The 25,129-nt window shown below is 69.1% G+C and carries 23 protein-coding genes and 1 pseudogene; 12 read left to right on the top strand and 12 right to left on the bottom strand.

From position 1 onward, the window contains the following. Positions 1-99 precede the first annotated feature (99 nt). From lpdA to lspA, 5 genes are all read right to left on the bottom strand, one after another. Positions 100-1,512 carry a dihydrolipoyl dehydrogenase gene (gene lpdA / locus ACP69V_RS02150; RefSeq protein WP_088582523.1) on the bottom strand — a complete coding sequence of 471 codons (1,413 nt, stop codon included), beginning with the start codon at positions 1,510-1,512 and terminating at the stop codon, positions 100-102. 63 nt (positions 1,513-1,575) lie between these two features. Further along, positions 1,576-2,835 carry a cytochrome P450 gene (locus ACP69V_RS02145; protein WP_426022433.1) on the bottom strand — a complete coding sequence of 420 codons (1,260 nt, stop codon included), beginning with the start codon at positions 2,833-2,835 and terminating at the stop codon, positions 1,576-1,578. Between the two features lie 112 nt (positions 2,836-2,947). After that, positions 2,948-3,382, bottom strand: a complete 435-nt coding sequence (locus ACP69V_RS02140; protein WP_040349346.1) for a MerR family transcriptional regulator — start codon at positions 3,380-3,382, stop codon at positions 2,948-2,950. A gap of 48 nt (positions 3,383-3,430) precedes the next feature. Further along, a complete protein-coding gene (locus ACP69V_RS02135) occupies positions 3,431-3,778 on the bottom strand; it encodes an MAPEG family protein (RefSeq protein ID WP_153923203.1) in 348 nt (115 codons plus the stop codon). 190 nt (positions 3,779-3,968) lie between these two features. Further along, positions 3,969-4,493, bottom strand: coding sequence for a signal peptidase II (lspA, locus tag ACP69V_RS02130; RefSeq protein WP_008258720.1), 525 nt, complete (start codon positions 4,491-4,493; stop codon positions 3,969-3,971). 180 nt (positions 4,494-4,673) lie between these two features. On the opposite strand from lspA, the gene ACP69V_RS02125 reads away from it, so the two are divergent. Next, a complete protein-coding gene (locus tag ACP69V_RS02125) occupies positions 4,674-5,180 on the top strand; it encodes a hypothetical protein (RefSeq protein WP_050771603.1) in 507 nt (168 codons plus the stop codon). A gap of 223 nt (positions 5,181-5,403) precedes the next feature. Here the strand turns inward: ACP69V_RS02125 and ACP69V_RS02120 are convergent, their stop codons facing one another. Further along, positions 5,404-5,673 carry a hypothetical protein gene (locus ACP69V_RS02120; protein WP_353738804.1) on the bottom strand — a complete coding sequence of 90 codons (270 nt, stop codon included), beginning with the start codon at positions 5,671-5,673 and terminating at the stop codon, positions 5,404-5,406. Between ACP69V_RS02120 and ACP69V_RS02115 the strand changes: the two genes are divergently transcribed. The 10 genes from ACP69V_RS02115 to ACP69V_RS02070 all read left to right on the top strand — a co-directional run bounded on the left by ACP69V_RS02115 (position 5,557) and on the right by ACP69V_RS02070 (position 17,149). Further along, the gene (locus ACP69V_RS02115) at positions 5,557-5,823 is read left to right on the top strand and encodes a hypothetical protein (RefSeq protein WP_353738805.1); all 267 of its coding nucleotides are present in this window, start codon (positions 5,557-5,559) and stop codon (positions 5,821-5,823) included. The genes ACP69V_RS02120 and ACP69V_RS02115 overlap by 117 nt on opposite strands. A 123-nt stretch (positions 5,824-5,946) precedes the next feature. Then, complete coding sequence (locus ACP69V_RS02110; RefSeq protein ID WP_291836590.1) at positions 5,947-7,134, top strand: TolC family protein; 1,188 nt, start codon at positions 5,947-5,949, stop codon at positions 7,132-7,134. Beyond that, positions 7,134-8,342, top strand: a complete 1,209-nt coding sequence (locus ACP69V_RS02105; RefSeq protein WP_112863179.1) for an efflux RND transporter periplasmic adaptor subunit — start codon at positions 7,134-7,136, stop codon at positions 8,340-8,342. The genes ACP69V_RS02110 and ACP69V_RS02105 overlap by 1 nt, the downstream gene beginning before the upstream one ends. Before the next feature lie 11 nt (positions 8,343-8,353). Further along, entirely contained in the window at positions 8,354-11,575 is a 3,222-nt protein-coding gene (locus tag ACP69V_RS02100; RefSeq protein ID WP_112863180.1) for an efflux RND transporter permease subunit, read from the top strand. 38 nt (positions 11,576-11,613) lie between these two features. Beyond that, the gene (locus tag ACP69V_RS02095) at positions 11,614-12,174 is read left to right on the top strand and encodes a cation transporter (protein ID WP_008261511.1); all 561 of its coding nucleotides are present in this window, start codon (positions 11,614-11,616) and stop codon (positions 12,172-12,174) included. Further along, entirely contained in the window at positions 12,171-12,860 is a 690-nt protein-coding gene (locus ACP69V_RS02090) for a methyltransferase family protein (protein WP_008264189.1), read from the top strand. Before ACP69V_RS02095 ends, ACP69V_RS02090 begins: the two co-directional genes overlap by 4 nt. A gap of 72 nt (positions 12,861-12,932) precedes the next feature. Beyond that, positions 12,933-15,077 (top strand): heavy metal translocating P-type ATPase, encoded by a 2,145-nt coding sequence (locus tag ACP69V_RS02085; RefSeq protein WP_425331944.1) that lies wholly within the window; start codon positions 12,933-12,935, stop codon positions 15,075-15,077. After that, entirely contained in the window at positions 15,074-15,517 is a 444-nt protein-coding gene (gene copM / locus ACP69V_RS02080) for a CopM family metallochaperone (RefSeq protein WP_088582518.1), read from the top strand. The genes ACP69V_RS02085 and copM overlap by 4 nt, the downstream gene beginning before the upstream one ends. Before the next feature lie 3 nt (positions 15,518-15,520). Beyond that, on the top strand, positions 15,521-15,943 hold the full coding sequence (locus ACP69V_RS02075) for a hypothetical protein (RefSeq protein WP_112863181.1): 423 nt from the start codon (positions 15,521-15,523) through the stop codon (positions 15,941-15,943). Continuing rightward, entirely contained in the window at positions 15,944-17,149 is a 1,206-nt protein-coding gene (locus ACP69V_RS02070; RefSeq protein ID WP_105625181.1) for an acyltransferase family protein, read from the top strand. Here the strand turns inward: ACP69V_RS02070 and ACP69V_RS02065 are convergent, their stop codons facing one another. Continuing rightward, positions 17,150-17,788 (bottom strand): Fur family transcriptional regulator, encoded by a 639-nt coding sequence (locus tag ACP69V_RS02065; protein WP_240612159.1) that lies wholly within the window; start codon positions 17,786-17,788, stop codon positions 17,150-17,152. 66 nt (positions 17,789-17,854) lie between these two features. Between ACP69V_RS02065 and ACP69V_RS02060 the strand changes: the two genes are divergently transcribed. Continuing rightward, positions 17,855-20,011 carry a heavy metal translocating P-type ATPase gene (locus ACP69V_RS02060; protein ID WP_088582517.1) on the top strand — a complete coding sequence of 719 codons (2,157 nt, stop codon included), beginning with the start codon at positions 17,855-17,857 and terminating at the stop codon, positions 20,009-20,011. Positions 20,012-20,457: 446 nt separating this feature from the next. Here ACP69V_RS02060 and ACP69V_RS02055 read toward each other — a convergent pair whose 3' ends face one another. The 5 genes and pseudogenes from ACP69V_RS02055 to ACP69V_RS02035 form a co-directional block, all read right to left on the bottom strand. Further along, positions 20,458-20,925 carry a DUF411 domain-containing protein gene (locus ACP69V_RS02055; protein WP_035307575.1) on the bottom strand — a complete coding sequence of 156 codons (468 nt, stop codon included), beginning with the start codon at positions 20,923-20,925 and terminating at the stop codon, positions 20,458-20,460. A 153-nt stretch (positions 20,926-21,078) separates the two neighbouring features. After that, positions 21,079-23,109, bottom strand: a pseudogene (locus ACP69V_RS02050) (NAD(+) synthase); the annotation flags it as partial. Between the two features lie 167 nt (positions 23,110-23,276). Continuing rightward, positions 23,277-23,948 carry a class I SAM-dependent methyltransferase gene (locus ACP69V_RS02045; RefSeq protein WP_230307678.1) on the bottom strand — a complete coding sequence of 224 codons (672 nt, stop codon included), beginning with the start codon at positions 23,946-23,948 and terminating at the stop codon, positions 23,277-23,279. Positions 23,949-23,987: 39 nt separating this feature from the next. Next, positions 23,988-24,692, bottom strand: a complete 705-nt coding sequence (locus tag ACP69V_RS02040) for a helix-turn-helix transcriptional regulator (RefSeq protein ID WP_052004914.1) — start codon at positions 24,690-24,692, stop codon at positions 23,988-23,990. 36 nt (positions 24,693-24,728) lie between these two features. Then, positions 24,729-25,046 (bottom strand): hypothetical protein, encoded by a 318-nt coding sequence (locus ACP69V_RS02035; protein WP_135194148.1) that lies wholly within the window; start codon positions 25,044-25,046, stop codon positions 24,729-24,731. Between the last annotated feature and the right edge of the window lie 83 nt (positions 25,047-25,129).

Below are 25,129 nucleotides of genomic sequence, written 5' to 3'. Positions count from 1 at the left end.
CGCGACGCGGCCGGGCTCGCAGGCGGCGACGGCTCCCCGTCCGCCGAGACGCCACGGCGCTGCGTGGCCAGCCCGGGCAGCTACGCGGCGCGGCGCTCGTTACAGGTGGATCGTGCGGTCGGCCACAGCCAGGCATGCCTCGCGCAAGGCTTCCGGAAGCGTCGGATGCGCATGGCTCGTCCGCGCCACGTCCTCGGCCGCCGCGCCGAATTGCATGACGGCGACCGCTTCATGGATCAGACTGCCGGCGTCCGGCCCCAGGATGTGCACGCCGAGAATCTTGTCCGTCCTGGCGTCCGCCAACACCTTGACCAACCCGTTCTTCTCCAACCGCGCCTTGGCCATGGCGTTTGCCGAGAACGGAAAGCGCCCGACGCGATAGGCCACGCCGGCCGCCTTGAGGTCGTCCTCGGTGCGCCCGACTGAGGCCAGTTCCGGCCAGGTATAGACGACCGCCGGAATCGTTCCGTAGTCCACATGGCCCGCGCCCCCCGCCAGGCGTTCGGCCAGGGCGATCCCTTCCTCCTCCGCCTTGTGGGCCAGCATGGCGCCGCCGATGACGTCGCCGATGGCGTAGACCCCGTCGGCGCTGGTCCGGAACCCTTCGTCCACCGGAATAAAGCCCCTGCGGTCGGGCGCAATGCCGACCGTTTCCAGATCGAGCCTGGCGGTTGCGGGCCGTCGGCCGATGGAGACCAGCACGACATCGGCCTTGATGGTTCCTCGCGCGCCATCGCCCATGGGCTCGACGTCGAGGACGACGTCGTCGCCCTCCATCCGCGATCCGACCACCTTATGCCCAAGGCAGAACTGGAAGCCCTGGGCCTCGAGCACCTTGTGCAGCGCCGCCGACATCTCCGAGTCGACGCCGGAGGCGATCCGGTCGAGCACCTCGATGACCGTGACCTCGCTGCCGAGCCGACGCCAGACCGACCCCAGCTCCAGTCCGACGTAGCCGCCGCCGATCACCGCCAGATGGCGCGGCGCCGCCGTCAGGCTCAGGGCGCCGGCGGAGGTGACGATTCGCCGCTCGTCGATGGGCAGGTCGGGCAAGGTCGCCGCTTCCGATCCGCTGGCGATGACCACCGCCTTGCTGGCCTGCACCTCGAAAGCGCCGTCCGCGGCGCGCACCTCCACCCGGTCGCGCGCCAGCAGCCGCCCGCGGCCCTGGAAGCGGGCGACCTTGTGCTTGCGCAGGAGGTAGGCGACCCCTTCGCCAAGCTCGGTCACCACCTTGCCCTTGTGCCGCATGACACCGTCAAGATCGGCCCGCACATTGTCTACCATGACGCCGAACGCTTCGAGATTGCGCGCCATCTCCAGCCGCTCGGTGGCCTGGAGCAGCGCCTTGGACGGAATGCACCCGATGTTCAGGCAGGTCCCCCCGAGCAGTTCGCGGTCGTCGATGACCGCCACCGACAGGCCGAGCTGGCTCGCCCGGATCGCACACGGGTATCCGCCCGGCCCGCCGCCGATGATCACCAGGTCGTAGGAGGTCGTCGAACGGCTCATGGCGTCAGCCTTTGCTGCGAGTGGATGGGAGAGAAGGGCCCCGGCCAGCCCGAGGAAGCGGCATCAGGCGCCCCCCTCATTGAGGGCCGCGTCGCGCGTCTCCATTCGGAACCCGCTTCCGGGGAGGGCCGGCAGGCGGCGGAAGTCGATCTCCAGATCCTGATCCGGCAGCCGGTAGTTCAGGTCGGCGAGCAGGCCGACGGCGCGCTCCATCAGCTCCACGACGATCCCTTCGCCAGGGCAACGGTGACCGGTCGCCGCATCCCCACCGCCCTGGGGGATGAGACCGAACGGATCTCCGGAGCCGTCGCTGAACCGCTCCGGCCGGAACGCCTCGGGATCAGTCCAGTGTGCGGGATCGTGATTGGAGCCATAGAGGTCGAGGACCACCTGACGGCCCTCCGGGAAGACCAGGTCGCGCCAGCGAAACGGCGCGCGCACACGCCCGATCACTGCCGGGAAGAACGGATAGAAGCGTCGGACTTCCTGGACGAAGGCGCGGCGACGTCCGGGGTCGGCGACGGCCAGACGGGCCGCATCCGGGTGAGCCTGCATCGCGTGCGCCACAAACACGATGTAGACCGAGGTCGCGACAGTCGGCCGCAATACATTGGCCAGTTCGACCGCCGCCGTGTGGATCGGCAACGGTTCGCCGTCTTCGGCGCGGGTCCAGGCCCAGGCGTGGGCGGCCGTGTCCGGATCCGGCGACAGACGGCCGGCGCGAATGTCTTCAATGATCGAGCCCAGCCAGGCGTCGACGCGGCGACGCGCGTGCCTCGACCACAGATGCCGGGGGCCCCGCGATCCCGCCGCGTCGAACAGCGCCCTCAGGTGACGGACCCGCTTCGCTTCGTCGTGCGGCTCAAGCGGCACGCCGGCCCAGCCGCAGACAGCCCGCGTCAGCACCGGCTGCAGGGCGTCATAGAGCACGATGTCCTCCTCGCCGGCCCATTCGACGGTCGCGCGCCGCCACTCCGCTTCGAACAGTTCGCCCAGCCGCGCGACACGGGCTGGCGACATCAGGGACATGAACACGCCCTTGCGGGCGCGGTGGGCCTCGCCGTCCAGCCCCTGGACGCCGCCCTCGCCGAGCAGCGTGCGGCGGACCGGCGCCGGCATGGCGCCCGCCCGCACGATGCGGGTCTCGTCATAGAAGATCCGCGCCGCCTCGCGGCCTCTCAGACAGGTCGTCTCCTTCAGCGCCAGGCGGGTCTCGACGACGTCGGCGCCGGCCTGCTCGAACAGGTGGGAAAGGCGCCGATAAGGGTCTGTCAGCAGGGCCAGGGTCTGGTCGCCGTGTCGCGAGGTCGGCCGATGCGTCATCGAAATCCTCCAGAAGGACGGGCGGTCCGCGACGGGAGCCGCCAATCGCCTCCAAACGTCGCGGTGGGCTAATGGCTCCGGGGTCTTTGCGCCTTCCGGATCTTCCACAGGGTCAAAGCGGCGCGGATGGATCGTGCAACGCCTCGATCACCTTGCAGGCGGAGACCCGGCCCCCGGCGCATTCCGTCGTCATCCGCGACAGTTCGCGCTGGAGGGCGCGGAGCCGGGCGATCTTCTGTTTCACATCGGCGAGATGACGTTCGGCCAGGGTGCTGGCCTCGGCGCAGGGCCGATCGGGGTGATCCGACAGATCAAGCAAGGAGCGGATCGAATCCAGATCGAAGCCCAGCTGGCGGGCATGCCGGATGAATGACAGGCGGCGCTCCGCCGCGTCGTCATACATGCGCCGGTCGCTGGCGGTGCGCGGCGGCGGCGGAAGCAAGCCGATTTCTTCATAGAAGCGGATGGTCGGAACCTTGACGCCCGTGGCGGCGGCCAGTTTGCCGATGGGGCGCAACCCGGACGAGGCGGGAGAGGGGAGGGGCATCGCGTCAGCTCGTAACGGCGGGTGAAAGGCATCTGGGGCGGGGAGGGATCATCGGCCCAGCCCCATCAGGACGACGGCGATGCCGAAGGCGGCAATCGTGGAGGCGCCGGTGAGCGCCATGCCGAAGGCCGGGGCCGCCGCGCCCTGCGCGTAACCCAGGGCGAAGAAACCCCGACCAACCAGATAAAGAGGGACCAACACCGGCAGCAGGATCATCTCCTCGCCGCGCAGCACGGTGGCGAGCACCAGGTGGGCGCTCACCGCCAGAACGGTCTGTTCAAGCGAGTTCTGTAGCACGGCGGCGGGTAGGGCGAGCCTGGCGCCGGGCGCCGCATCGGCGGACCCGGCCGGTCGGCGTCGGACCGGAACCGGATGCTGGCCACCACCCTCAAACACCCCGCGAGCCACAGGAAGACCGGGAGATTCGCCTGCAGGGCATAGGCCAGCCTATCGGCCGTCGCCATGTCGCGCGCCGCGCCGAGAAGGGGCGGGGAAAGCCGCAGCCAGGCGGAGGCCGCCGCTGAGGCGGTGATGAGAATCGCCGGCGCCGAGCGGACGGCGATCGCCCTCTGTTCGGCGGGAAGCCTCATCGCGCCGCCCGTCCCAGGGTCGAGGACGCCGCGCGGCTGTCCGAGCCCCGGACGGTGAGGAGGAGCAGCGCGACGCCGCAGACAATGGCCGCATCGGCGAGGTTGAAGGTCGGCCAGTGCGCCGCCCCCCAATGAAGATCGATAAAATCGGTGACCGCGCCAAAGCGTAGCCGGTCGACGAGGTTCCCGATCGCTCCACCGGCGATGAGGCCTGCGGCGGCCGCCGTCACGGCGCTGCGCGTGCGCCAGATCCACGCCAGCAGGGCGCCGATGATCAGGGAGGCCACGGCGCTCAGCGCCCAGCGGCCGACGGCGCCTGAGCCGGCGAACAGGCCGAAGGTGACGCCGGGGTTGAACCCGAGACGCAGCGCGAGAAACGGCGTGAGGTTGATCGGAGCGTCCAGCTGAGCGCGCGCCGCGGCCTTGGCGGCCTGATCCACGACGGCGATCAGCGCCGCGAGCGCGAAGGCGATCGTCTGCAGGCGGCCGGGAACGCGTCGCGTCGGGTGCATGGTGATCATGAAGCCTCCAATGGATTTCAACTGATTTTGGGCCCTCTAGTTACTAGAGGATCAAGCTGGTTTTATCTGACAGGCGTTTCTTTCATGGAAGCCATGCATTCTCGGCATGATCGTCTAGCCATTGGGAGATGCATGCTTCTCGCGAAAGGGTAATCCGATGACTGAACCCCCTCTCGTCCTGTGCACTTCCTCGCCCGGCTGCAGTTGCGGCGTGGCCTCCAGGTTCGACAGCGCCACCCCGCCTACCGGCGCATCATGATCGCGGTGATCGCCGTCAACTGCGCCGCCTTTATGGCCATAGCCAGCGGCGTGTCCCTGCAAGGCTCGGCGCCCCCTGGGCGCCAATGTGCTCAACTTCCTGGCCGACGCGCCACCTACGGCATCAGCCTGGCCGTGATCGGACGTTCGGTCGCCGTGCAGTCCGGGGCGGCCAATGGCCAAGGCGCCAGCCTCGTTGCGTTGGTGCTGTTATTCCTCAGCTACGCGATCTCGCGAGCCACCTCCGGGGCGCCGTCCCGTGGCATCACCGGACTGGGCCCTCTGGGCTTCTTCGCCAACGCCCTGGCCGGCTTACTGCTGGTAAGCCACTGCGCAGGCGACGCCAACGTCCGCTCGCTCTGGCTATGCGCGCGCAACGACCTTACCCAGAGCCTGGCGTCGCGGCGACCGGCGGAGCGGTCTGGCTGACCGGTTCACGATGGCCCGACCTGATAGCGGGAGCGCTACTCAGGTGAAGATTGCGCATTCTGCAATCTCGATCCACCTGCAGACGCAGCGAAAGAATCGGACGCGATCAGCGTGCGCTCGCTTAAAGATCGCTCGACGTTGCTGAATAGGTCGAGATGGCCGACGACGCGCCACTCTCGGCCTTGCATGTCGACTTTCCCTCTCCCTCACCGCGGATTGGTGGTCACTCGAAACAGTCGCAGCCCCCGAACACTGTAACAGATTGCTTGATCGCCCGAATGAAAGTATCCACCACGCGATGGCGTGGCCAATTGCGACATGGGCAAGACTGATACTGGCGGTGACCCTGGTCTCCGCCGTGTTTTTCGTCGCCCCGATCGCTGACGCCGCGACCTGCGCCCCAGAGACGACCTCGGCTCACGCCATTGTCGCTCAGGATGCAGGCGATAGCGACCAGGGCGACCTTGGCGGTGGGCACGGAGTCTGCACCCACGGCCACTGCCACCACAACGGAACCGCCCGTGCGGATGTCGCCGACGACATCGCGATGCAAATCCACGCAAGGCCGGTTCACGCCTTCCCCTCGAGTGATTTTCCGTCGTCGATCTCGCCCGACGGCCTGAAGCGTCCGCCCAGAGTCTGACACGACGTCTGCGCCGCCGTGCGCGCGATCTCGTGTCAAATTTCTGGAAGATGAATCATGCCTCCCTCACATCGCAGGCCGCCGCGTTTCGCGGTCGGCTGCGCGCTGGCCGCATTTGCGGCCGTGCTGGCCAGTCCCGCTTGGGCTGACCCCGCTCCGTCGTTCGCCGAGCTGCTCGCCCAGCTCGATCAAACCCCGGCCACCCTTGAAGCCGGCGCCCTGTCCGACGCCGCTGAAGCGCGTGTCCGCCAGGCCCGTGTCAGGCCTAATCCGACGATCGCTCTCGACGCCGAAAACGCGTTCGGCACGGGGCCCTTCTCAGGCTACGCCAACGCAGAAACCACCTTGTCGATCAGTCAGGACCTTGAGCTCTGGGGACGCCGAACCGCGCGGGTGAATGTCGCCCGCGCGGAAGCCGGAACCGCGGCGCTGCAACGGGACCTCGCCATCATCGACGCCGCCGGACGACTCGCACAGGTCTATGCCGATGCGGAAGCCGCTCAACGGCGGGCCGTGCTCGCCGAGGAAAGCCTTACCTTGACCATCGCCGATGCGAGGGCCGCCCTCGTTCTTGTCGAAGAAGGCCGTGAGCCACTGCTGCGCGGCATCCAGGGTGAAAGCGAAGCGGCTGCGGCGCGTGCCTCGCGCGATGAGGCCGTCGCGGAGCGCGACGCGGCCTTCGCGCGACTGACCGCAGTCGCCATGCTGGCGGCTCCGGTGACGACCATCGACGCCAGCCTGCTGGACCTCGCGCCTGCCGCCACCTTCGCGGCCCCGGCGGATGCGCCGACCGTTCGCGTCGCCGAGGCTCACCGCGCGGCCGCCGAACGCCGGATCGACGTGGAGCGAATCCGCTCGCGCCCGGACATCAACGCCAGCGTCGGTGTCCGTCGATACGAGATGGAGGACGCGACGGCGTTGACTTTCGGCGTCAGCATGCCGCTGCCCCTGTTCGACCGCAACCGCGGGAACATAGACGCGGCGCAGGCCGACTTCCGGGCTGCGGACGCGCGGCTTCTTGGAGCCCGTCAGGAAGCCCAGGCCGATCGCGCCGCGGCGCGGGCGCGGCTTGCCGCCTCCGTCAGCCGGGTCTCCGCCGCCGATGCAGGGGTGGCGTCCGCTGAGGAAGCCTACCGTCTGTCGCGGATTGGAACCGAAGCCGGGAGGATCTCCCAGCTCGAACTGCGGGTCACACGCACCGCCCTGATCTCAGCTCGGACTTCGGCCGTCGATGCACGCCTTGCACGTGTCCAGGCCGAGATTGAACTCGCGCGCCAGGACGGCCGCGCCCCCTTCCAAGGAGCCCAATGATGCGCAAGCGCACATCCAACAAGACGTTGCTGATCGGCGGCGCCGCCGCCGTCGTTCTGCTTGGCGGAGGCGGGCTGTTCCTGCTCACGCGCGGGCCGGACGCCGCTCCAGCCGCCGCCGAGGGTGAGGCGGGTCACGCTGAAGAAGAGGGCGCTCATGCCGAGGGCGAAGCCGGCCACGAAGGCGAGGCCGAAGCGCCGGAAGGCTTCGTCGCTCTGAGCGCGGCCCAGGCCCAGGCCGCCAACCTGATCGTGGTCGGCGTCGGTCGGGGAGGGGGCGCCGAAACCCGGCTCTCCGGGCGGGTCGAGCCCATGGTCGACGCGCGCGCCGCTGTGGCGGCGTCCGTCGGCGGGCGGGTCGAGCGGGTTCTCGTAGCTCCGGGCCAGTCGGTCCGGATCGGTCAGCCCCTGGCGAGCGTCGTCAGCGGTGAAGCGGCGACGTTCCGCGCGGACGCAGACGCGGCGGCCGCCGAAACTGAAGTGGCGCGCCAGGCTTATCAACGCAACCGCAATCTGGCGGACCAGGGCGTTGTCGCCCGACAGGAGGTCGAGGCGTCCCGCGCGCAACTGCTCAGCGCCGAAGCCGGCGCCCGCGCGGCTCGCGCGCGGTCCAGCGCGGCGGGCTCGCCCAACGCTTCGGGCCGCCTCAGCGTCACCAGCCCCATCACCGGAGTCGTGACCAGCGTCCAGGTCGGACCGGGCGGCTTCGTCGCCCCTGGCGGCGTTGTCGCCGAGGTCACCAACCCGGCCAGGGTTGAGCTCGTCTTCAACGCGCCGCCTGCTTTGGCCGCCAATGTAAGGGCCGGGGCGCCTCTGCGGGTCAGCAACCCCAGCGGCGACTTCGACGCCATCGTCACCGGCGTTGCCGCAGGCGCGGGCGGCGAAAGCGGCGCCACGGTCATTCGGGCCCGGCCGACGGGCTCTGTCCTCCCGCCGGCCGGTTCCGCCGTCACGGGGGCGATCGTGACGGGCGAGACGACCGGCGGTCTCACCGTGCCGACCGAGTCCGTCCAGACCGTCGACGGCAACACCGTCGTCTTCGTTCAGGTCCCGAACGGCTTCCAGGCCCGTCCGGTGCTCGCCGGTCGTCAGGCCGGGGGGCGGACTGAAATCCTGCGTGGCCTCACCGGGGCTGAACGGGTCGCCGGCACGAACGCCTTCCTCCTCAAAGCCGAGCTCGCCAAGGGCGAGGCCGAGCACGGTCACTAGGGGCGCACCGCATGTTCAAATTCATCATCGAACTCTCGGTCAAATTCCGATGGTTCGTGGTTCTCGCCACGGCGCTTGTCGCGGCCTACGGACTCCTCGAGCTGACACGGCTTCCCATCGACGCCGTGCCGGATATCACCAATCGCCAGGTCCAGGTGACCACGGTCGCTCCGGCGCTCGCGCCTGAACAGATCGAACGACAGGTCACCTACCCGATTGAAACCGCCATGGCCGGCATTCCCGGCCTGACCACGACCCGATCCCTCAGCCGAAACGGCTTCAGCCAGGTCACGGTCATCTTTACCGACCAGACCGACATCTATTTCGCGCGCCAGCAGGTCGCCGAACGGCTCGCGGGCGCCCGGGAGGCCATGCCTGACGGGGTGGAGCCGACCATGGCCCCGATCACCACGGGCCTCGGTGAAGTGCTGATGTGGACGATCGACTACAAGCCATTCAACAGTCAGAACCTCGCCAAGCCTGGCGAGCCGGGCTGGCAGGCGGGCGGAGCCTATCTGACGCCCGAAGGCGATCTGCTTTCGACCCCGCAGCAGCGCGCCACCTATCTGCGCACCGTGCAGGACTGGATCGTCGCGCCGCAAATGCGGACCGCCCCCGGTCTCGCCGGCGTCGACACCGTCGGCGGCTATGTGAAGGAGTATGCGGTCCGTCCGGACGCGGCGCGCCTTTCCGCCTACGGCCTGGGCATGGGCGACCTTATCCAGGCCCTCGATCGCGCCAACACTCAGGCCGGCGCAGGCTATATCCAGCGCGCTGGCGAAGCTCTGACGGTCCGCACCGACGCCTTGGCCTCCACCGTGGAAGATCTGGCTCAGGCGCCGGTCGTCAACCGGAACGGCCTGATCGTGCGGGTCGCCGATGTCGCCACGGTCGAGATCGGCCAGGCTCCGCGCCTGGGCGGCGCCAGCCGTGACGGCCACGAGGCCGTGCTCGGAACGGCGCTGATGATCGCGGGCGGCAACAGCCGCACCGTGGCCCAGGCGGCCGGGGAGCGACTCGATGAGGTTCGCAAGACTCTGCCCGCAGGGATCGAGGCGGTGACGGTCCTTGACCGTAGCGCCCTGGTCAACTCGACCATCTCGACCGTGGCCCGCAACCTCACCGAGGGCGCCCTTCTGGTCATCGTCGTGCTGTTCCTGCTGCTCGGAAACATTCGTGCGGCCAGCATCACGGCCTTGATGATCCCGATCAGCTTCCTGTTCGCCGTCATCGGCATGAATAGGTTTGGCATCAGTGGAAACCTGATGAGCTTGGGCGCGCTGGACTTCGGCCTTCTGGTCGATGGGGCGGTCATCGTCGTTGAAAGCACCTTGTTGATGCTGTCGCAGCGGCGGATCGATCTGGGACGGGCTCTGACCCGTCGGGAACGCCTTGATGTCGCCGTGGCCGCAGCTCGCAAGATGGTCAAGCCAGCCGCCTTCGGTCAGCTGATTATCCTGCTCGTCTTCACCCCCTTGCTGATGCTCGAGGGCGTCGAGGGCAAGACGTTCGTCCCCATGGGCGCAACGGTCATGCTGGCGCTCGTCGGCGCCTTCATCTTCTCCTTCACCTTCGTTCCGGCCATGACGGCCCTGCTGGTGCGGGACCCCAAGAAGGTCGAGACCGACGAACACGGCCAAGCCCACGAACATGAGACCTTCCTGCTCCGCCACGCGCGGCGTTGGATCCAGCCGGCCATCCGCGCCGCCGTCGATCGTCCTAAGATCGTGCTGATCTCGGCACTCGGCGCGGTTGTTGTCGGTGGTCTGGCCTTCTCGTCCCTGGGACGGGAGTTCATCCCCACTCTGGACGAGGGCGACATCGCCATGCAGGCGCTGCGTGTTCCCTCGGCGTCGCTGGAACAGTCCCTCGCCATGCAGATGGCGTTGGAACGGGTCATCACCGCCCAGCCGGAAGTCGAGACCATGTTCTCCAGGACCGGCACCGCCGAGGCTGCCGTCGACCCGATGCCGCCCAACATTTCGGACAGCGTCATCGTTCTGAAGGACCGCAAGGACTGGCCGGATTCAGGTCTCGAGAAGGAAGCCTTGCTCGAGCGGTTCGAAGAGCTCGCCAACCAACAGATCGGGAATAATTTCGAGTTCAGCCAACCCATCGAGCTCCGCTTCAACGAACTCATTTCCGGGGTCCGGACCGACCTCGCGGTCATGGTCTACGGCGATGACTTCGACACCATGCAGCGGGTCGCTGATGAGGTGGCCGGCGTACTGCGGCAGACCACCGGCTCCGCCGACGTTCGCGTCGAACAAGCGTCGGGCTTGCCGACGCTCACGGTCAGCGTCGATCGGTTCGCGGCGGCCAGCTACGGCCTGTCCGCAGCCGACGTTTCTGAAGCGGTCTCGGCCGCCATCGGCGGCGCGGAGGCCGGCCGGATTTTCGAGGGCGACCGTCGCTTCGACGTCGTCGTCCGTCTTCCGGACGATGCGCGCAACGATCCGGCGGCGCTCGCGGCCCTGCCGATCGTCTCTTCGACAGGCGTAACCGTGCCGCTGTCTTCGGTAGCCCGTATCCAAAGCGCCGAGGGGCCGAACCAGATCAGCCGCAACGACGGTAGCCGACGGATGGTGGTCCAGGCCAACGTTCGCGGCCGGGATCTGGGCGGCTTCGTCACCGACGCACAAACCAAGGTGGACCAAATCCAGCTCCCGCCGGGCGTCCGCCTGACCTGGGGCGGTCAGTTCGAGAACCTCAAACGGGCCGAACAACGGCTGGGCCTGGTTATTCCGATCGTCTTCGTCCTGATCGGTGTGCTGCTGTTTATGGCTCTGGGGTCGTTCTCCGAGGCTGGGCTGGTCTTCGCCTGCGTGCCCTTGGCCTTGATCGGCGGCGCCTTGGCGCTTCTCATGCGAGGGATGCCGTTCTCGGTGTCTGCGGCCGTTGGCTTCATCGCCGTCTCGGGTGTGGCGACCCTGAACGGACTTGTTTTGATGCAGGCCATTCGCGAGCGATTGCAGGCGGGGCTCGCGCCCCGGGACGCGGCGATCGAAGGGGCGTCCAGCCGATTGCGTGCGGTGTTGACGACAGCCTTGGTCGCCATTGTCGGCTTCATCCCGATGGCGCTCGCCCACGGCGCGGGGGCCGAGGTTCAGAAGCCTCTGGCGACGGTCGTCATCGGCGGCCTTCTGACCGCGACGGCCCTGACCCTGCTGGTCCTGCCGACCTTCGCGGCCAAGGCGGTGCGTCATCGCAAGGACGAGGGGGTTGAGGATTGATTGCTCGCACTCAGGATGACCGTCAGCAGCGACGCACGTTGCTGACGGTTCTCGCGCTCAACGCGGGCCTGGCATTAGCGCTCGGGATCGGCGGCTTGTCCGCCGATTCCAGCGCTCTGCTGGCCAATGCAGTGGACAACGCCTCGGACGCTGCTGTCTATCTGATCAGCTTTCTCGCGATCGGTCGGCCTGGTTCGTGGAAGCGGGGGGCGGCGCGCCTCTCGGGCGTCATGCTCCTTATCTTCGGCGCTGGCGTCCTTCTGGACGCGGGTCGTCGATTCCTCATCGGGACCGAACCGATCGGCCCGACCATGATGGGACTCTCGGTCGTCGCAGCGATCATCAACCTGATCTGCCTGCAGTTGATCCGCCGTCAGCACAGCGGCGACGTCAACATGAAGGCTGCCGAGACGTTCAGCTTTAACGACTTCGCCTCCAACGGGGGAATCCTCGTCGCCGGGGCCCTGGTGCTCTGGCTCGGCCAGGCGTGGCCGGACCTCGTCGTCGGCGTCCTCGTGGCCGCCATCGCGTTGAAGGGCGGCGTGGATATCCTGCGCGATGCGGCTAAGGATCGTCCGGCTGAGGGGGAGGGGCAATGATGCCGCTCGAGCCCTCCGACAGCGTCTCCAAGCCCGCAAGCCCCGCTTTGTCCGGCTCCTCGCCCCCTGATGACGCCTGTCGATCAGCGGTCGATATCCAATCCGTTCAACGATGGCGCAAGGCGGGCATTCTCGTCGGGGGCCTGCTTCTTGTCGTCTGCGCGGCGCTCGTCACATCCTGGCCCTTGCTCGAACATCCTGTCGAGCATCTGGGCCTGATCGCCATCATGGTTTGCATCATCGGTCGGGCTTGGTGTTCCCTTTACATCGGTGGCCGCAAGAAACAGGAGATCATATCCGCAGGACCGTATTCGGTCAGCCGCAATCCGCTGTACGTCTTCAGCTTCATCGGCGCGTTTGGCATCGGCGCCCAGTCCGGCAGCCTTAGCGTCGGTTTGGTCTTCGGATTAGCCTGCTGGGTGGTGTTTCGCATCGTGGTCGGCCGCGAAGAACGCTTCCTCTCCGACGCCTTTGGACACGACTACCAAGCTTACCGTGAGCGCACCCCTCGGTTCCTGCCCAAGCTCTCCCTATGGCGCGACGAGGCGGAAATCATGATCCGGCCGGTATTCTTCGTCCGCACGGTGCGCGACGGCTTCGTCTTTCTCCTAGCGCTTCCGCTTTTCGAAGCGATTGAGCAGCTCCAGCGGCTCGGGGGCTTTAATGCCGTCGTGCCCGTGCCCTGAGGTCGGGAGAACCGGGATGACCACCTGCGAGCGGATCGCGCTGGAACCCGCTGGCCCGGCGCGCCTTCGCCCGTGTCGCTATCCCGCCCCCTCGATCGCGGCGGTCGCCGCAAGCAGCCGCGATTCCCAACCCGCAACGGGACCCTATTTATGACCAGCACAACACTGCCGGACCATCTCCACACCAAGTCCGAGGAGCACGATCACGGTGGCGTTCTAGGCTCCAATACGGAGCTGATCTTCGCCCTGACAAGTGGCCTTGCTCTGGGCCTTGGATTCGCCCTCGAGAAACTCGCAACGGGCCTTCCCGCTTGGATTCCCCTCGCCCTCTTCCTGATCGCCTACATCTTCGGCGGCTTTTTTACGGTGCGAGAAGCGTTCGAGAACCTCCGCCAGAAGCGCTTCGAGATCGATACCTTGATGCTCGTCGCAGCCGCAGGTGCGGCGGCGCTCGGGGCCTGGGCCGAAGGCGCTCTCCTGCTGTTTCTGTTCAGCATCGGCCACGCGCTCGAACACTACGCCATGGGCCGCGCCAAACGCGCGATCGAGGCCCTGGCCGAGCTTGCCCCCCGGACAGCCCATGTGCGACGCGACGGGCAGGTCGTCGAATTGCCTGTCGAAGATTTGGTCGTCGGCGACACCGTGGTGGTGCGTCCAAACGAACGACTGCCCGCTGATGGCTTTGTCGTGGTCGGCACCACAAGCATCAACCAAGCCCCCGTGACCGGCGAAAGCATGCCTGTCGACAAGCAGCCCGTCGCGGATCCCGAGGCGGCGCGGGCGAGACCGGCCCAGGTCGGATCGCCGTCTCTCGTCTTCGCGGGCACCATCAATGGCTCAGGCGCCATCGAGATTGAGACGACCCGCACATCGAGCGACACCACCCTGGCCAAGGTGGTTCGGATGGTGAGTGAGGCCGAGACGCAGAAGTCGCCGACCCAGCGCTTCACGGACAGGTTCGAACGCATCTTCGTGCCTGTGGTGCTGGCGCTCGCCTTTGTCCTGCTGTTCGCCTGGGTCGTCGTCGATGAGCCGTTCCGCGACAGCTTCTATCGCGCCATGGCCGTGCTGGTCGCCGCGAGTCCTTGCGCGCTCGCCATCGCCACCCCGAGCGCCGTCCTCTCGGGCGTCGCCCGTGCGGCGCGCGCCGGTGTCCTGATCAAGGGCGGCGCGCCGTTGGAGAACCTCGGCTCGCTCAACGCCATCGCCTTCGACAAGACCGGCACCCTGACCGAGGGACGGCCGCGGATCACCGACGTCATGACGGTGCGCGGGACGAAGGAGGGCGATCTTCTGGCGGTCGCTGTGGCGGTCGAACGGCTCAGCGACCACCCGTTGGCGGAGGCCATCGCGCGCGACGGTGGCGCACGCTTGCGCGATACGATCATCCCGGCCGCGATCGACCTCAAGAGCCTGACGGGCAAGGGCGTGACCGCCCAGCTGCACGGCGAGACGATCTGGATAGGGAAGCCGGAGATGTTCGGCGTCGACGGCGTAGCGCCGCTCGGCGACGAAACAACCTCTGTCGTCGCTCAGTTGCGACTGCAGGGGCGAACCCTGATGGTGGTGCGACGCGGCACGCGCGATCTCGGTGTCATTGGGCTTCTTGATACGCCTCGCCCAGCAGCGCGGCCGACGCTGACCGCTCTTCGCGCCCTCGGCATCGGGCGAATGATCATGATCTCGGGCGATCACCAGAAGGCCGCACAGGCGATCGCCGGACAGGTCGGCCTGACAGAGGCTTGGGGCGACCTCATGCCCGAGGACAAGGTCGACGCCATCAAACGCCTTCGCGCTGACGGCAAGATTGCCATGGTCGGCGACGGGGTGAACGACGCCCCGGCCATGGCCACGGCGACCGTCGGTATCGCGATGGGCGCGGCTGGCTCCGATGTTGCGCTTGAGACCGCCGACGTCGCCTTGATGTCCGACGACCTGTCGCAGCTGCCCTTCACCGTCGGTCTCAGCCGACAGACGCGGCGCATCATTCTCCAGAATCTCTACGTCAGTCTCGGAATCGTCGCCTTCCTTGTGCCGGCGACGATCCTCGGCCTTGGCATCGGCCCTGCCGTGGCGCTCCACGAGGGGTCGACCCTGCTGGTGGTGTTCAACGCTCTGCGCCTGCTCGGCTACCGCGACCGAACGGCGCCCATCCTTCCCAGTGCAATCCCGGCCGCCCCCGTGGCCCCGCCGGCTCTCTCGAGGACATCGTCATGAAGCGTTTCGGATGGATTTCCGTCATCGCCGTCTTTCTCGCCCTGTCGGTCTTCGCCTTCGGGATGATCTCGCGGCAAACCCGCGAGGTCCCTGCGGCGCCGTCGGCGGCTGACTCTCGCCCGAGCGACACCGAGGCAAGCCACGCTGGCGAGACCACGGACAGCCCATCGACTCGCGCCTATCGCGAGGCCAGCGCGAAGATGCACCAGGCCATGAGCATCAACTACACGGGCGACGCCGACATCGACTTCCTGCGCGGAATGATCGCCCACCACGAGGGTGCGCTCGCAATGGCCAAGGTCGCCGTCGAGCATGGCGAAGCCCGCGACGTGCGTAATCTGGCCGATGAGATCATTGCGGCCCAGGAATCCGAAATTGTCCGGATGAGAATCCTTCTTGCGCGCCATGAGGACACGCCCGCGCCCAACGCAAGGCCCTGACGCATGGCCGGCAAACGCTTCACCGTGCGCGGCCGGAGCATTCGTTGGCGGGAAGGCCGCTATCGCCAACGAGGTAGGCGGCGGCTCCAGGCGCGCCCGCTGAAGCCACGGCCCGTGCTCGATACGCTCGTCGCCATCGGGGTCAGCCTGTTCGCAGGAGGCCTGGTCTTCTGCATGGCCCTTCTGCTGCTGGGCGCACACAAGGTGCCGCTGCATTTTGGTTACGGGGCCATTCTGGGCGGCGTGATCGGCTGCTCGTTTGTGTTTGGACCCCGCGATAGGCCCGGACTGATGGTCGTCGGAGGCTTGGTCGTCGTTTGGGTTTTGGGAACGGCCGTCCTCTACGCTTCGCGAGACCAGATCGTCCTGCGTCCACATGAGCACCGCAGCGCCGCCGCCAAGTCTGCGCCACGGAAGGCTGACTGAATGCCCGAAGCCGCGCTGACCGAGCCATCGCCTCGCCCCGTCCGGATCGCGCGCGGCGGCTGGCTGGACGCGCTGCGTTTTATCGTAGGGGCGCTGATCATCCTCTACCATTTCCGCGAGGCCGCGCCTGTGCCTCTCGGACAATTGCATCCAGTCTTCGAGCGCGGCTATCTGCTCACCGACTTCTTCATCATCGACTCCGGCTATGTCCTGGCCCGCATCTACGGTGATCGCCTCGCGTCCGGACAGGCCTCGCTGCGCGCCTATGCGCGCCAGCGCCTGCTGCGGGTCATTCCGGCCCACCTGGCGGTCAGCCTCGTCCTGGTGCTGCTCGTCGGCGGCGCCGCCCTGGCCGGGATCGCGCCCAGCAATCCGCGCTGGTTCGACTGGTCGCAACTGCCCGCGCAGGTGCTACTGGTCCAGGCCTATGGCGTGCCGGGCGGGCAGGGGTGGAACGCCCCGACCTGGACCCTCTCGGCCCTGATCGGCTGCTATCTCCTGCTGCCCTGGATCTGCCGCGCCCTGTGGCGCTGGCCGCCGGTCGCAATGGTGATCGGCGCGACGCTCCTCGTCGTCGCCGCCGATATCGCCGCCTCGCTGTGGCTCGGCGATCCGATCTACCGCCTGCCGATGCGCTACGGCATCCTGCGCGCCCTGCCGCTCTTCCTGCTCGGAGTCGCGGCGGCCTTCTACGGTTCGCGGGTCTGTGTCGCGCCGCACCGGGCCAGGGCGATCGGCCTCGCCGCCGCCTTCGCGCTCGTGGGGCTGCAGGCCTTCGGCGCCTTCAGCCTGGTGTCGCTCGGCCTGATGACCGTGATCATCTGGGCCGCCGGCGCCGTGCCGGTGCGCAGTCCTTCACGGCTGATCGAGCATCTGGCCCTAATGTCGTTCTCGATGTTCCTCACGAATGAGGTGAGCCGCATCGTCTGGTTCGGCCTGCTCGACGCCCTTGGACAGGAGGCGTGGTCGTCCGGCGTTCGCTGGGTCCTGTGGGCGATCGGCTTGGTCGGGGCGTTCGTGGCCGCCGCCGTGTTTCGCTACGGCTTCGACCGACCGGTCCAGACCTGGCTTAGTCCGTCCCGACGGGGGGGGGCGACCCGAATGTCGGCCGCCGCCACCGAACGGGCCATGGAACTGGCCGCGGGCCCCGGCGTCGCCGCGGCCGGGCGCCCGGGCCAGGCCGTCATCGACCCGCCGCGGGCTTGATCAGGGGCGCGGCTCAATGCTTGCGGGCCCGGACCCCGCGGCCGCCTCCGGCTCCGTCTGGAGGACCGGATCCCGGGCGGCGCCGGGGCGCGGCGGGCGGCAAGCCGAACACAGACCCTGGCCTTCGAGCGTGATCCGTTCGATCTCGTAGCCCGCCGCTGTCGCGGCCGCGTTCAGCGCAGCCAGGTCGGGCGCGGGAACCTCGCGACAGGAGCCGCAGCAGTCGCACAGCAGGTAAAGGGCCGGCGCGCCGGGCCGCTCGGGATCGCAGGCCACGTAGGATTTGAGGGTGGAAAGACGATGAACCAGTCCTCGGGTCTCGAGGAACTGCAGCGCCCGATAGACCGTCGCAGGCTTCGCGACGCGGGCCTCCCGGTGATACGTCGCCACGAGATCATAGGCCTTGGCCGGAGAGCCCGCGATAAGCAGGAGCTCCAGCACCCTGCGCCGGGGGCGCGTCAGCCTGTCCCCAGCGGCGGCCACGCGGGCGGCGGCTGCGCCCAAAGCGCGTTCCACCTGTGCCGCCGTCGGCGGCGCGGTCTCCCGGTCGTGCGGACAAGGCGAGGTCATCAACGGGCTGGGCCCGGCCTCCAGGTTCAGCGGACGGCGCCCTTCACTCCAACCGAACGGCGCGCTCATTTTTAGCTTGCATCTACAGTCGCTGGAGGAGGTAGCCTTGCCCTGTAGAGATCACAAGGAACAGACATGACGGCGCAAACCCTCGAAAGCCGATACCGGGTGACCGGGATGGATTGCGCCAGCTGCGGCCGCAAGATCGACACGGCGATCCGCAGGCTGCCGGGCGTCGAGGACGTGTCGGTGGCGGTGCAGACCGGCGTGCTGAAGATCAGGCATGACGGAGACCTCGCTGACGAAGCGGTCCTGCAGCAACTGCGCAACCTGGGCTACAGCGGGGAAGCGGCCTCGCCGACGTCCGGATCCGTTGCGGCGCCGGCCGGCCCGCCTCCGGCGGCCGCCGGGGCCGGGGGCGCCCCGTGGTGGTGGACCGGGAAGGCGCGCCTCACCGCGCTCTGCGGCCTGGCGCTGCTGTCCGCCTATGGACTGGGCACGCTGTTCCCCTCCCTCGAACGATACGCCTTCCTCGCCGCCCTGGCCGTGGGGTTGATTCCGATCGCGTCGCGCGCCTTTTCGGCGGCGCGCCACGGCACGCCCTTCTCCATCGAAATGCTGATGACCATCGCCGCCGTCGGCGCCGTCTTCATCGGGGCCGCGGAAGAGGCCGCCGCCGTCGTCCTGCTGTTCCTCGTCGGCGAAATGCTGGAAGGGGTGGCGGCCGGACGCGCGCGCAAGAGCATCCAGGGGCTCGCCGCCCTCGTGCCCAAGACCGCCTTCGTCGAGGTGGACGGCGTGACCACGGAGGTCGCCGCCGAGACCGTGGCGGTGGGCGCGGTCATCCTGGTCCGGCCCGGAGACCGCGTTCCCGCGGATGGCGAGATCATCGAGGGCGCGGGAGACCTCGACGAGGCCCCGGTGACGGGCGAGAGCGTGCCCAAACGCAAGGTCGTGGGCGATCCTGTGTTCGCCGGCACGATCAACGGCGGCAGCGTCCTGCGGGTGCGCGTGACGGCCTCGGCCTCGGACAACACCATCGCCCGGGTGGTGCGTCTCGTCGAGGAGGCGCAGGAATCGAAATCTCCGACCGAACGGTTCATCGACCGCTTCTCGAAAATCTACACGCCGGGCGTGCTCGTGTTCGCCGCCCTCGTCGCGGTCACGCCGCCGCTGCTGTTCGGCGGAACGTGGAGCGAATGGATCTACAAGGGCCTCGCCGTGCTGCTGATCGGCTGCCCCTGCGCCCTGGTCATATCCACGCCGGCCGCCATCGCCGCCGGCCTGTCGGCGGGCGCCCGGCGCGGCCTGCTAATGAAGGGCGGGGCCGTGCTGGAAACGCTCGGCAAGATCACCGCGATCGCCTTCGACAAGACGGGGACCTTGACCGCCGGCAAGCCCGTCGTCACCGACGTCGTCGCCGGGACGCGGGACGCCTCCGCCCTGCTGACCCTGGCGGCCGCGCTGGAGACGGGATCAAGCCATCCGCTGGCCCTCGCCATCCTGGCCCGAGCCGAGGCGGATGAGATCACGGCGCCGCCGGCGTCGGCCACCCAGGCCATTGCGGGGGAGGGCGTCGAAGGCGAGGTCGGCGGCGAACGCATATTCCTCGGCTCGCCGCAGGCCGCGGCCCGGCGCGCGCCGATCTCGCCAGCCCAGGACGCAGCCATCGCCGCCCTCAACGCCGAGGGCAAGACGGTGTCCGTCCTTGTCGCCGCAGGCGGGGTGGCCGGGTTCCTCGCCATGCGTGACGAGGCGCGGCCCGATGCGGTCCAGGGTCTGGCCGACCTGAAGGCGCGGGGCATCCGCACCGTCATGCTGACGGGCGACAATCGCCGCACGGCGGAGGCGGTCGCCGCCGGGCTGGGCATCGAGCCCCGGGCCGAACTGCTGCCGCAGGACAAGCTGGTGATCGTCAAGGCGCTCCAGGCCGAAGGTCTGGTGGTCGCCAAGGTCGGGGACGGCATCAACGACGCCCCGGCCCTGGCCCAGGCGGATGTCGGCATCGCCATGGGCGGCGGCACCGACGTGGCCCTGGAGACCGCGGACGCCGCCGTCCTGCGCGGCCGGGTCAGGGACATTCCCGACATGATCGCCCTGTCCCGCGGGGTGATGGGCAATATCCGGCAAAACATAACCATCGCCTTGGGATTGAAGGCCGTCTTCCTGGTCACCACCGTGATCGGAGTGACGGGCCTGTGGCCCGCCATCCTCGCCGACACCGGAGCCACGGTCCTGGTCACGGCCAACGCCATGCGCCTGCTGCGCTGGACGCCGCGTCGACAGGCCTGACGGGAGAGAGCCGGGCTCGAAGGGCCGCGCCGGGAGGGATCCGGGTCAGCCCCTGGCCAGCGAAGGTCAGGGATTATCCGGCGCCGCGCAACCCTGCCTCCGCTCGCGGATTGCATCCCGACACGGCAAGCGACGCCGGAGCGGAGCGCAGGGTGTCATGGGCGAACAGACTGGCGATCAACCGGATGTCGATGGCGAGCGCCCCGACACCGCGAGGACCCGCGGCGAGACTGATCCGGACGCTCCCGCGACGCCGCCGAAGCTCCATATGACGGGCAGGGGTCTCAGCCCGGCCGAGTATCGCGCCCAGCACGGCGGTCACCCGCATCAGGCTGACTTTTCGCGAGGCGCCGATGGCGGCGACGACCCGGCGGAAGCGGCTGGGGCGGGCCAACCCGACAGGCCGTGAACCGGTCGCCTGACGCCCTCCGGCCGCGGGTCGGCGGTCAGGTGCCGTTGTGTCGGCCGAACACGCGGGTCGAGCCGTCGTTGAGGATCAGCACCGTCGTATAGGGTTCGCGGCCGGCGGCCTCCATGCCCGGCGAGCCCGCCGGCATGCCGGGCGCGCTCAAGGCCCTGGCGGCGGGGCGTTCGCTGAGCAGCCGATCGACATCGCCGGCGGGGACGTGGCCTTCGATGGCGTAGGCGCCGACCACCGCCGTGTGACACGAGGCCAGCCGGTCCGGAACGCCGTGCTGCGCCCGGATCGGAGCCAGATCCTCGCGCTCGACGACCTCGACGGTCCAGCCGGCCTGGCGCATGTGCGCGATCCAGCCGCCGCAGCAGCCGCACCAGGGCGTCTTGTAGGCGGTCATCCGCTTCGGCGGCGCGGCGAGGGCCGGGCCGGCGAAGGCGAGGGCCGGCAGCGCCGTCAGAAGGGCGCGTCGGGAGGGGGAGGGCGAAGAGGCGGGCATGACGGCATCCTGGCGAGCGAGGCGACGATCCTAGCCGGATCGCCGGGCGTTGACGACGCTGACGATGTCGCGGGCCGCCGTCAGGCCTGGCGCCCCCAGGACGCGAGCAGACCGCCCTGGCCCGAAAACCGGCGGGGCGTCGTGCGGGGCGAACTATGGGACATTGCGCTTCAGGTCGTCCAGCCAGACCCGGGCGCTCGCGTCCGAGGGCGCCCGCCAGTCGCCGCGCGGCGAAAGGTTGCCGCCCGAAATCACCTTGGGGCCGTTCGGCATGGCGGAGCGCTTGAACTGGCTGAGGGCGAAAAACCGGGTGACAAACACCTCCAGCCATTGCTTGATCGTCGGCAGATCATAGGCGGCGCGCGAGGCGGCCGGGAAGTGGGCCGGCCACGCCCCCGCCTCGAGATCCCGCCAAGCGTGCCAGGCCAGGAAGGCGACCTTGGAGGGACGCAGGCCGTAGCGCGTCAGGTAGAACAGGTTGAAATCCTGCAGTTCGTAGGGCCCGATCCTGGACTGCGTGCTCTGAAGCGCGTCCGCGGCGGCCTGCGGCACCAGCTCGGGCGAGATCTCCGTGCCCAGCACGCCAAGCAAGGTCGCCGAGGCCGCCTCGTCCAACTGCCCGGTGGCCGCGACCCAGCGGATCAGGTGCTGGATGAGGGTCTTGGGGACCGAGCCGTTGACGTTGTAGTGGCTCATGTGATCGCCGACGCCGTAGGTCTGCCAGCCCAGCGCCGACTCGGACAGGTTGCCTGTGCCGAGCACCAGGCCCTCGCGCTGGTTGGCGAGCCGGAACAGGAAGTCGCTCCTCAGCCCGGCCTGGACGTTTTCGAAGGTGACGTCGTAGACCGGTTCGCCGCGGGCGAACGGGTGGCCGATCGCCTCCAGCATCGTCCGCGCCGCGGGCCGGATGTCGATCTCTTCGCCCGTCACCCCGAGGCTTCGCATCAGGGCCCAGGCGTTGCGCTTGGTGCCCTCGCTGGTGGCGAAGCCGGGCATGGTGAAGCCCAGGATGTCCGTGCGCGGACGGCCCAGGGCGTCGAAGGCCTTCGCCGCGACCATCAGGGCGTGGGTGGAGTCGAGGCCGCCGGAGACGCCGACCACGACGCGCCTGACGCCCGCCGCGTCGAGGCGCTTGGCGAGGCCCTGCACCTGGATGTTGAAGGCTTCATAGCAATCCTGGTCCAGCCGGGCCGGATCGTCCGGCACGAACGGAAACCGGTCGTGCGGCCGCAGCAGCCCGATATCGACGTGCTCCGCCGCATGCTCGAAGGCGATCCGCCGGAAAGCGTGCTCGGGGTGGCCGGCGGCGGCGGCGGCGTTGTTGAAGGTGGGCGTCCGCAGCCGCTCGAGGCGCATGCGTTCGACGTCCACGTCCGCCACGGCCATCTGGGCGACGTCCGGGAAGCGGCGGGTCGCGGCCAGCAGACGGCCGAGCTCGTGGATGGTCGCCTGCCCGTCCCAGGCCAGGTCGGTGGTGCTCTCGCCGGGCCCGGCCGCGGCGTAGAGGTAGGCGGCCTGGCATCGCATCGACTGCGAGGCGCAGAGCAGCGCGCGCTCGTCGGCCTTGCCGACCACGATGTTGGACGCCGACAGGTTGCAGAGCAGGGTGGCTCCCGCCAGCGCCGCCAGGGTCGAGGGCGGGGTGGCGGCCCAGAAGTCCTCGCAGAGCTCCATGTGGAAGACGAAGTCCGGGACGTCGCTGGCCTCGATGATCAGGTCGGTCCCGAACGGCGCCCTCTGCCCGGCGACGGCGATGTCCAGGCCGCGCACGCCGGCGCCGGGGGCGAACCAGCGGTTCTCGTAATACTCCCGATAGTTCGGAAGGAAGCTCTTGGGCACGACCCCCAGGACGCGGCCCCGGGCGAGGGCGACGGCGCAATTGTAGAGCCGTCCGTTGCGGACGAGGGGCGCTCCCACCACCAGCACCGGCTGCAGGTCCCGGCTCGCCTGCACGAGCTCGGCGAGCGCGGCGTTCACCGCCTGAAGGAGGGCGTCCTGGAGCAGGAGGTCGTCGATCGCATAGGCGGACAGGCCCAGCTCCGGAAACAGCATGAGGTCGGCGCCGCGGGCGTGTCCCTCCCGCGCCAGTTTCAGGGTCTCGAGGAGGTTGGCCGCCGGATCGGCCACGGCGATGCGCGGCGTGCAAACCGCCACACGCACGAACCCCTGCGCCCGGTTGGAATAGAGTTCATGCGCTCGGCCTCCTTTGGCGTCGACCGGTACAGGAGCGGCCCGGCGCCCGGCAAGTTGCGCCCTCCGTCGCGCGCCGCGGCCGCCCGAGCTCGGGCCCGCCGTCATCGCGGGCAGGCGGAGCTCGCTGTCGAGGGCGTCGCGGCGCCCCCGACGGCGGCCTACGGCCGCACGGCCGCGTAGAGGGAGATCGACCCGGTCGGGGTGGGAATCCGCCGCGTCTCGCTCACGGCCTCGAAGCCGGCTTCGCGCATGAGGTCCGGGAGCACGCCGAGCGCATTGGGCTCGGTGTGCTCGAAGCCGTCCAGCATCTGAACCTGCCGGAAGAGCAGGCGCATCAAGGGATTCGCCTGGCGGCCGGCGTCGGCCATATGCAGCCGGCCGCCGGGTCGAAGCGCGCCCAGGCAGGCGGCGAGGATCGCCCGCTTCACGGGCATCGGGCATTGATGCAGCACCAGGCTCGAGACCACCTTGTCCGCGGCCGCGCCCGGCAGGATCGCGGTCAGCGCGTCCCCGTAGCCGGCTCGCCATTCCACGTGGACCCCGGCCCGGCGAGCCTTGTCGCGCGCGATCTCCAGCACCGCCTTGTCGGGATCGACGCCGATGAGGCGCGATCCCGGCGACGCCGTCTTGAGCTGGATCGCGAAGGTCCCGGTGCCGCAGCCGACGTCGAGGATTGTCTCGCCAGGCTGCGGATCGGCTTCCGACAGCAGGGCGCACCGCCAGCGACGCTCCCGGGTCATGACGGCCAGCACCCTGTCGTAGGCGCCGGTGAGCTCGTGGCGACCGAGCGCGGGGACGAAGTCTCTGTCCTGGTTCATGGCGACGAGCATCGCCTGGATTCGGGCTCGCCGCTTGAACGAAGCGGCTGCTCAGCCGGAGGGGACCAGGCGCCGCGGCTGCACCCCGAACATCGCCTTCATCGTCCGCGCGAGGTGCGCGCCGTCGGAGAAGCCGGCCTCATGGGCGGCGGTGGTCACGTCGACCCCGCCCGCCAGCAGTGTCGCCGCAAGCTGCAGCCGCCGCCAGAGGACGAACCGCTTGAACGACAAGCCTTGCGCTTCGGCGAAGACGTGACGGAACCGGTCGGCCGACAAACCCGCGCGGCCCGCAGCCGCATCGAGCCGCACGGGGCCTTCCGAGAGCGCGGCGTCGATGAACGTCAGGACGCCGGCCATCCAGGACACCGCGGGCGCGGCCGGCTCGCCTCCGGCTCCGCCCGCCTGGTCCGACCAGAACCGCCGACGGCCCTCGGCCGCCAGCACGTGGGCGCTGGACGCGCGGACGAGCACGGCCCGAAGCGCCGCGCGCGCCTCCACGCCCAGACTTCCCGGCTCGAAAAACAGGATCTCGGCCTGCGCCGCGGCGCCGAGCCGATGGCCCACGAGCGGATCGACGAGAAACGCCGTGGCGCGAAGGACGCGGCCGCCCGCAGTCTCGACGGCGATCGGCCGGTCGGCGAACACCGCCTGCGCCGCGAGGTGCCGGTGAAGCGCGTTGTCGCCGACCGCGCCGCGCCACCGCGCCCAGCCCGGGCCGATCTGCAGACCCCCGCGCCAGGCGCCGTCAGGGCTCACCGGCGCGCCACAGGCGGGAAACGACGCCGGATGGGGTCAGTCACGGTCCCGGCCCCCGGATCGGCCGCGGCGATCTCGCTCGTCGCGGCGGTCGGATCGCGCGGGCTCGTCGGCGTCGTCCTCGAGGCGCTCTTCCCGCGCCCCGGACGCCACGCCGGCGGGACCGATTCGCCAGCTCACGACGGCGACCACCAGGAGCACCAGCAGCAGGGCGGCGGCCACCGAGCCCCGGCGGGACCGCCCAAGAAGATCCGACGCGGGCGCCCGTCGTTGAGGAGTCAGATCGATGGACCTCAGCAGGCACGACAGGCGTGCCTCGCCCGACCTTGAGGGCATTCCGTTCATGTCGCTCATGTCACCCACCTCCTTCAAGATCGAACTCGGGTACTCCAAGGCGAGTTCCAACGCTGCGGTCCCTCAGTCCACGGTTCGGCTTG

The organism is Brevundimonas sp. PWP3-1b1, assembly GCF_049896065.1.
GTDB classification, from domain to species: Bacteria; Pseudomonadota; Alphaproteobacteria; order Caulobacterales; family Caulobacteraceae; genus Brevundimonas; species Brevundimonas intermedia_B.
The sequence above is the reverse complement of the archived record's forward strand: the minus strand, read 5'-3'. Positions and strand labels throughout refer to the sequence as shown.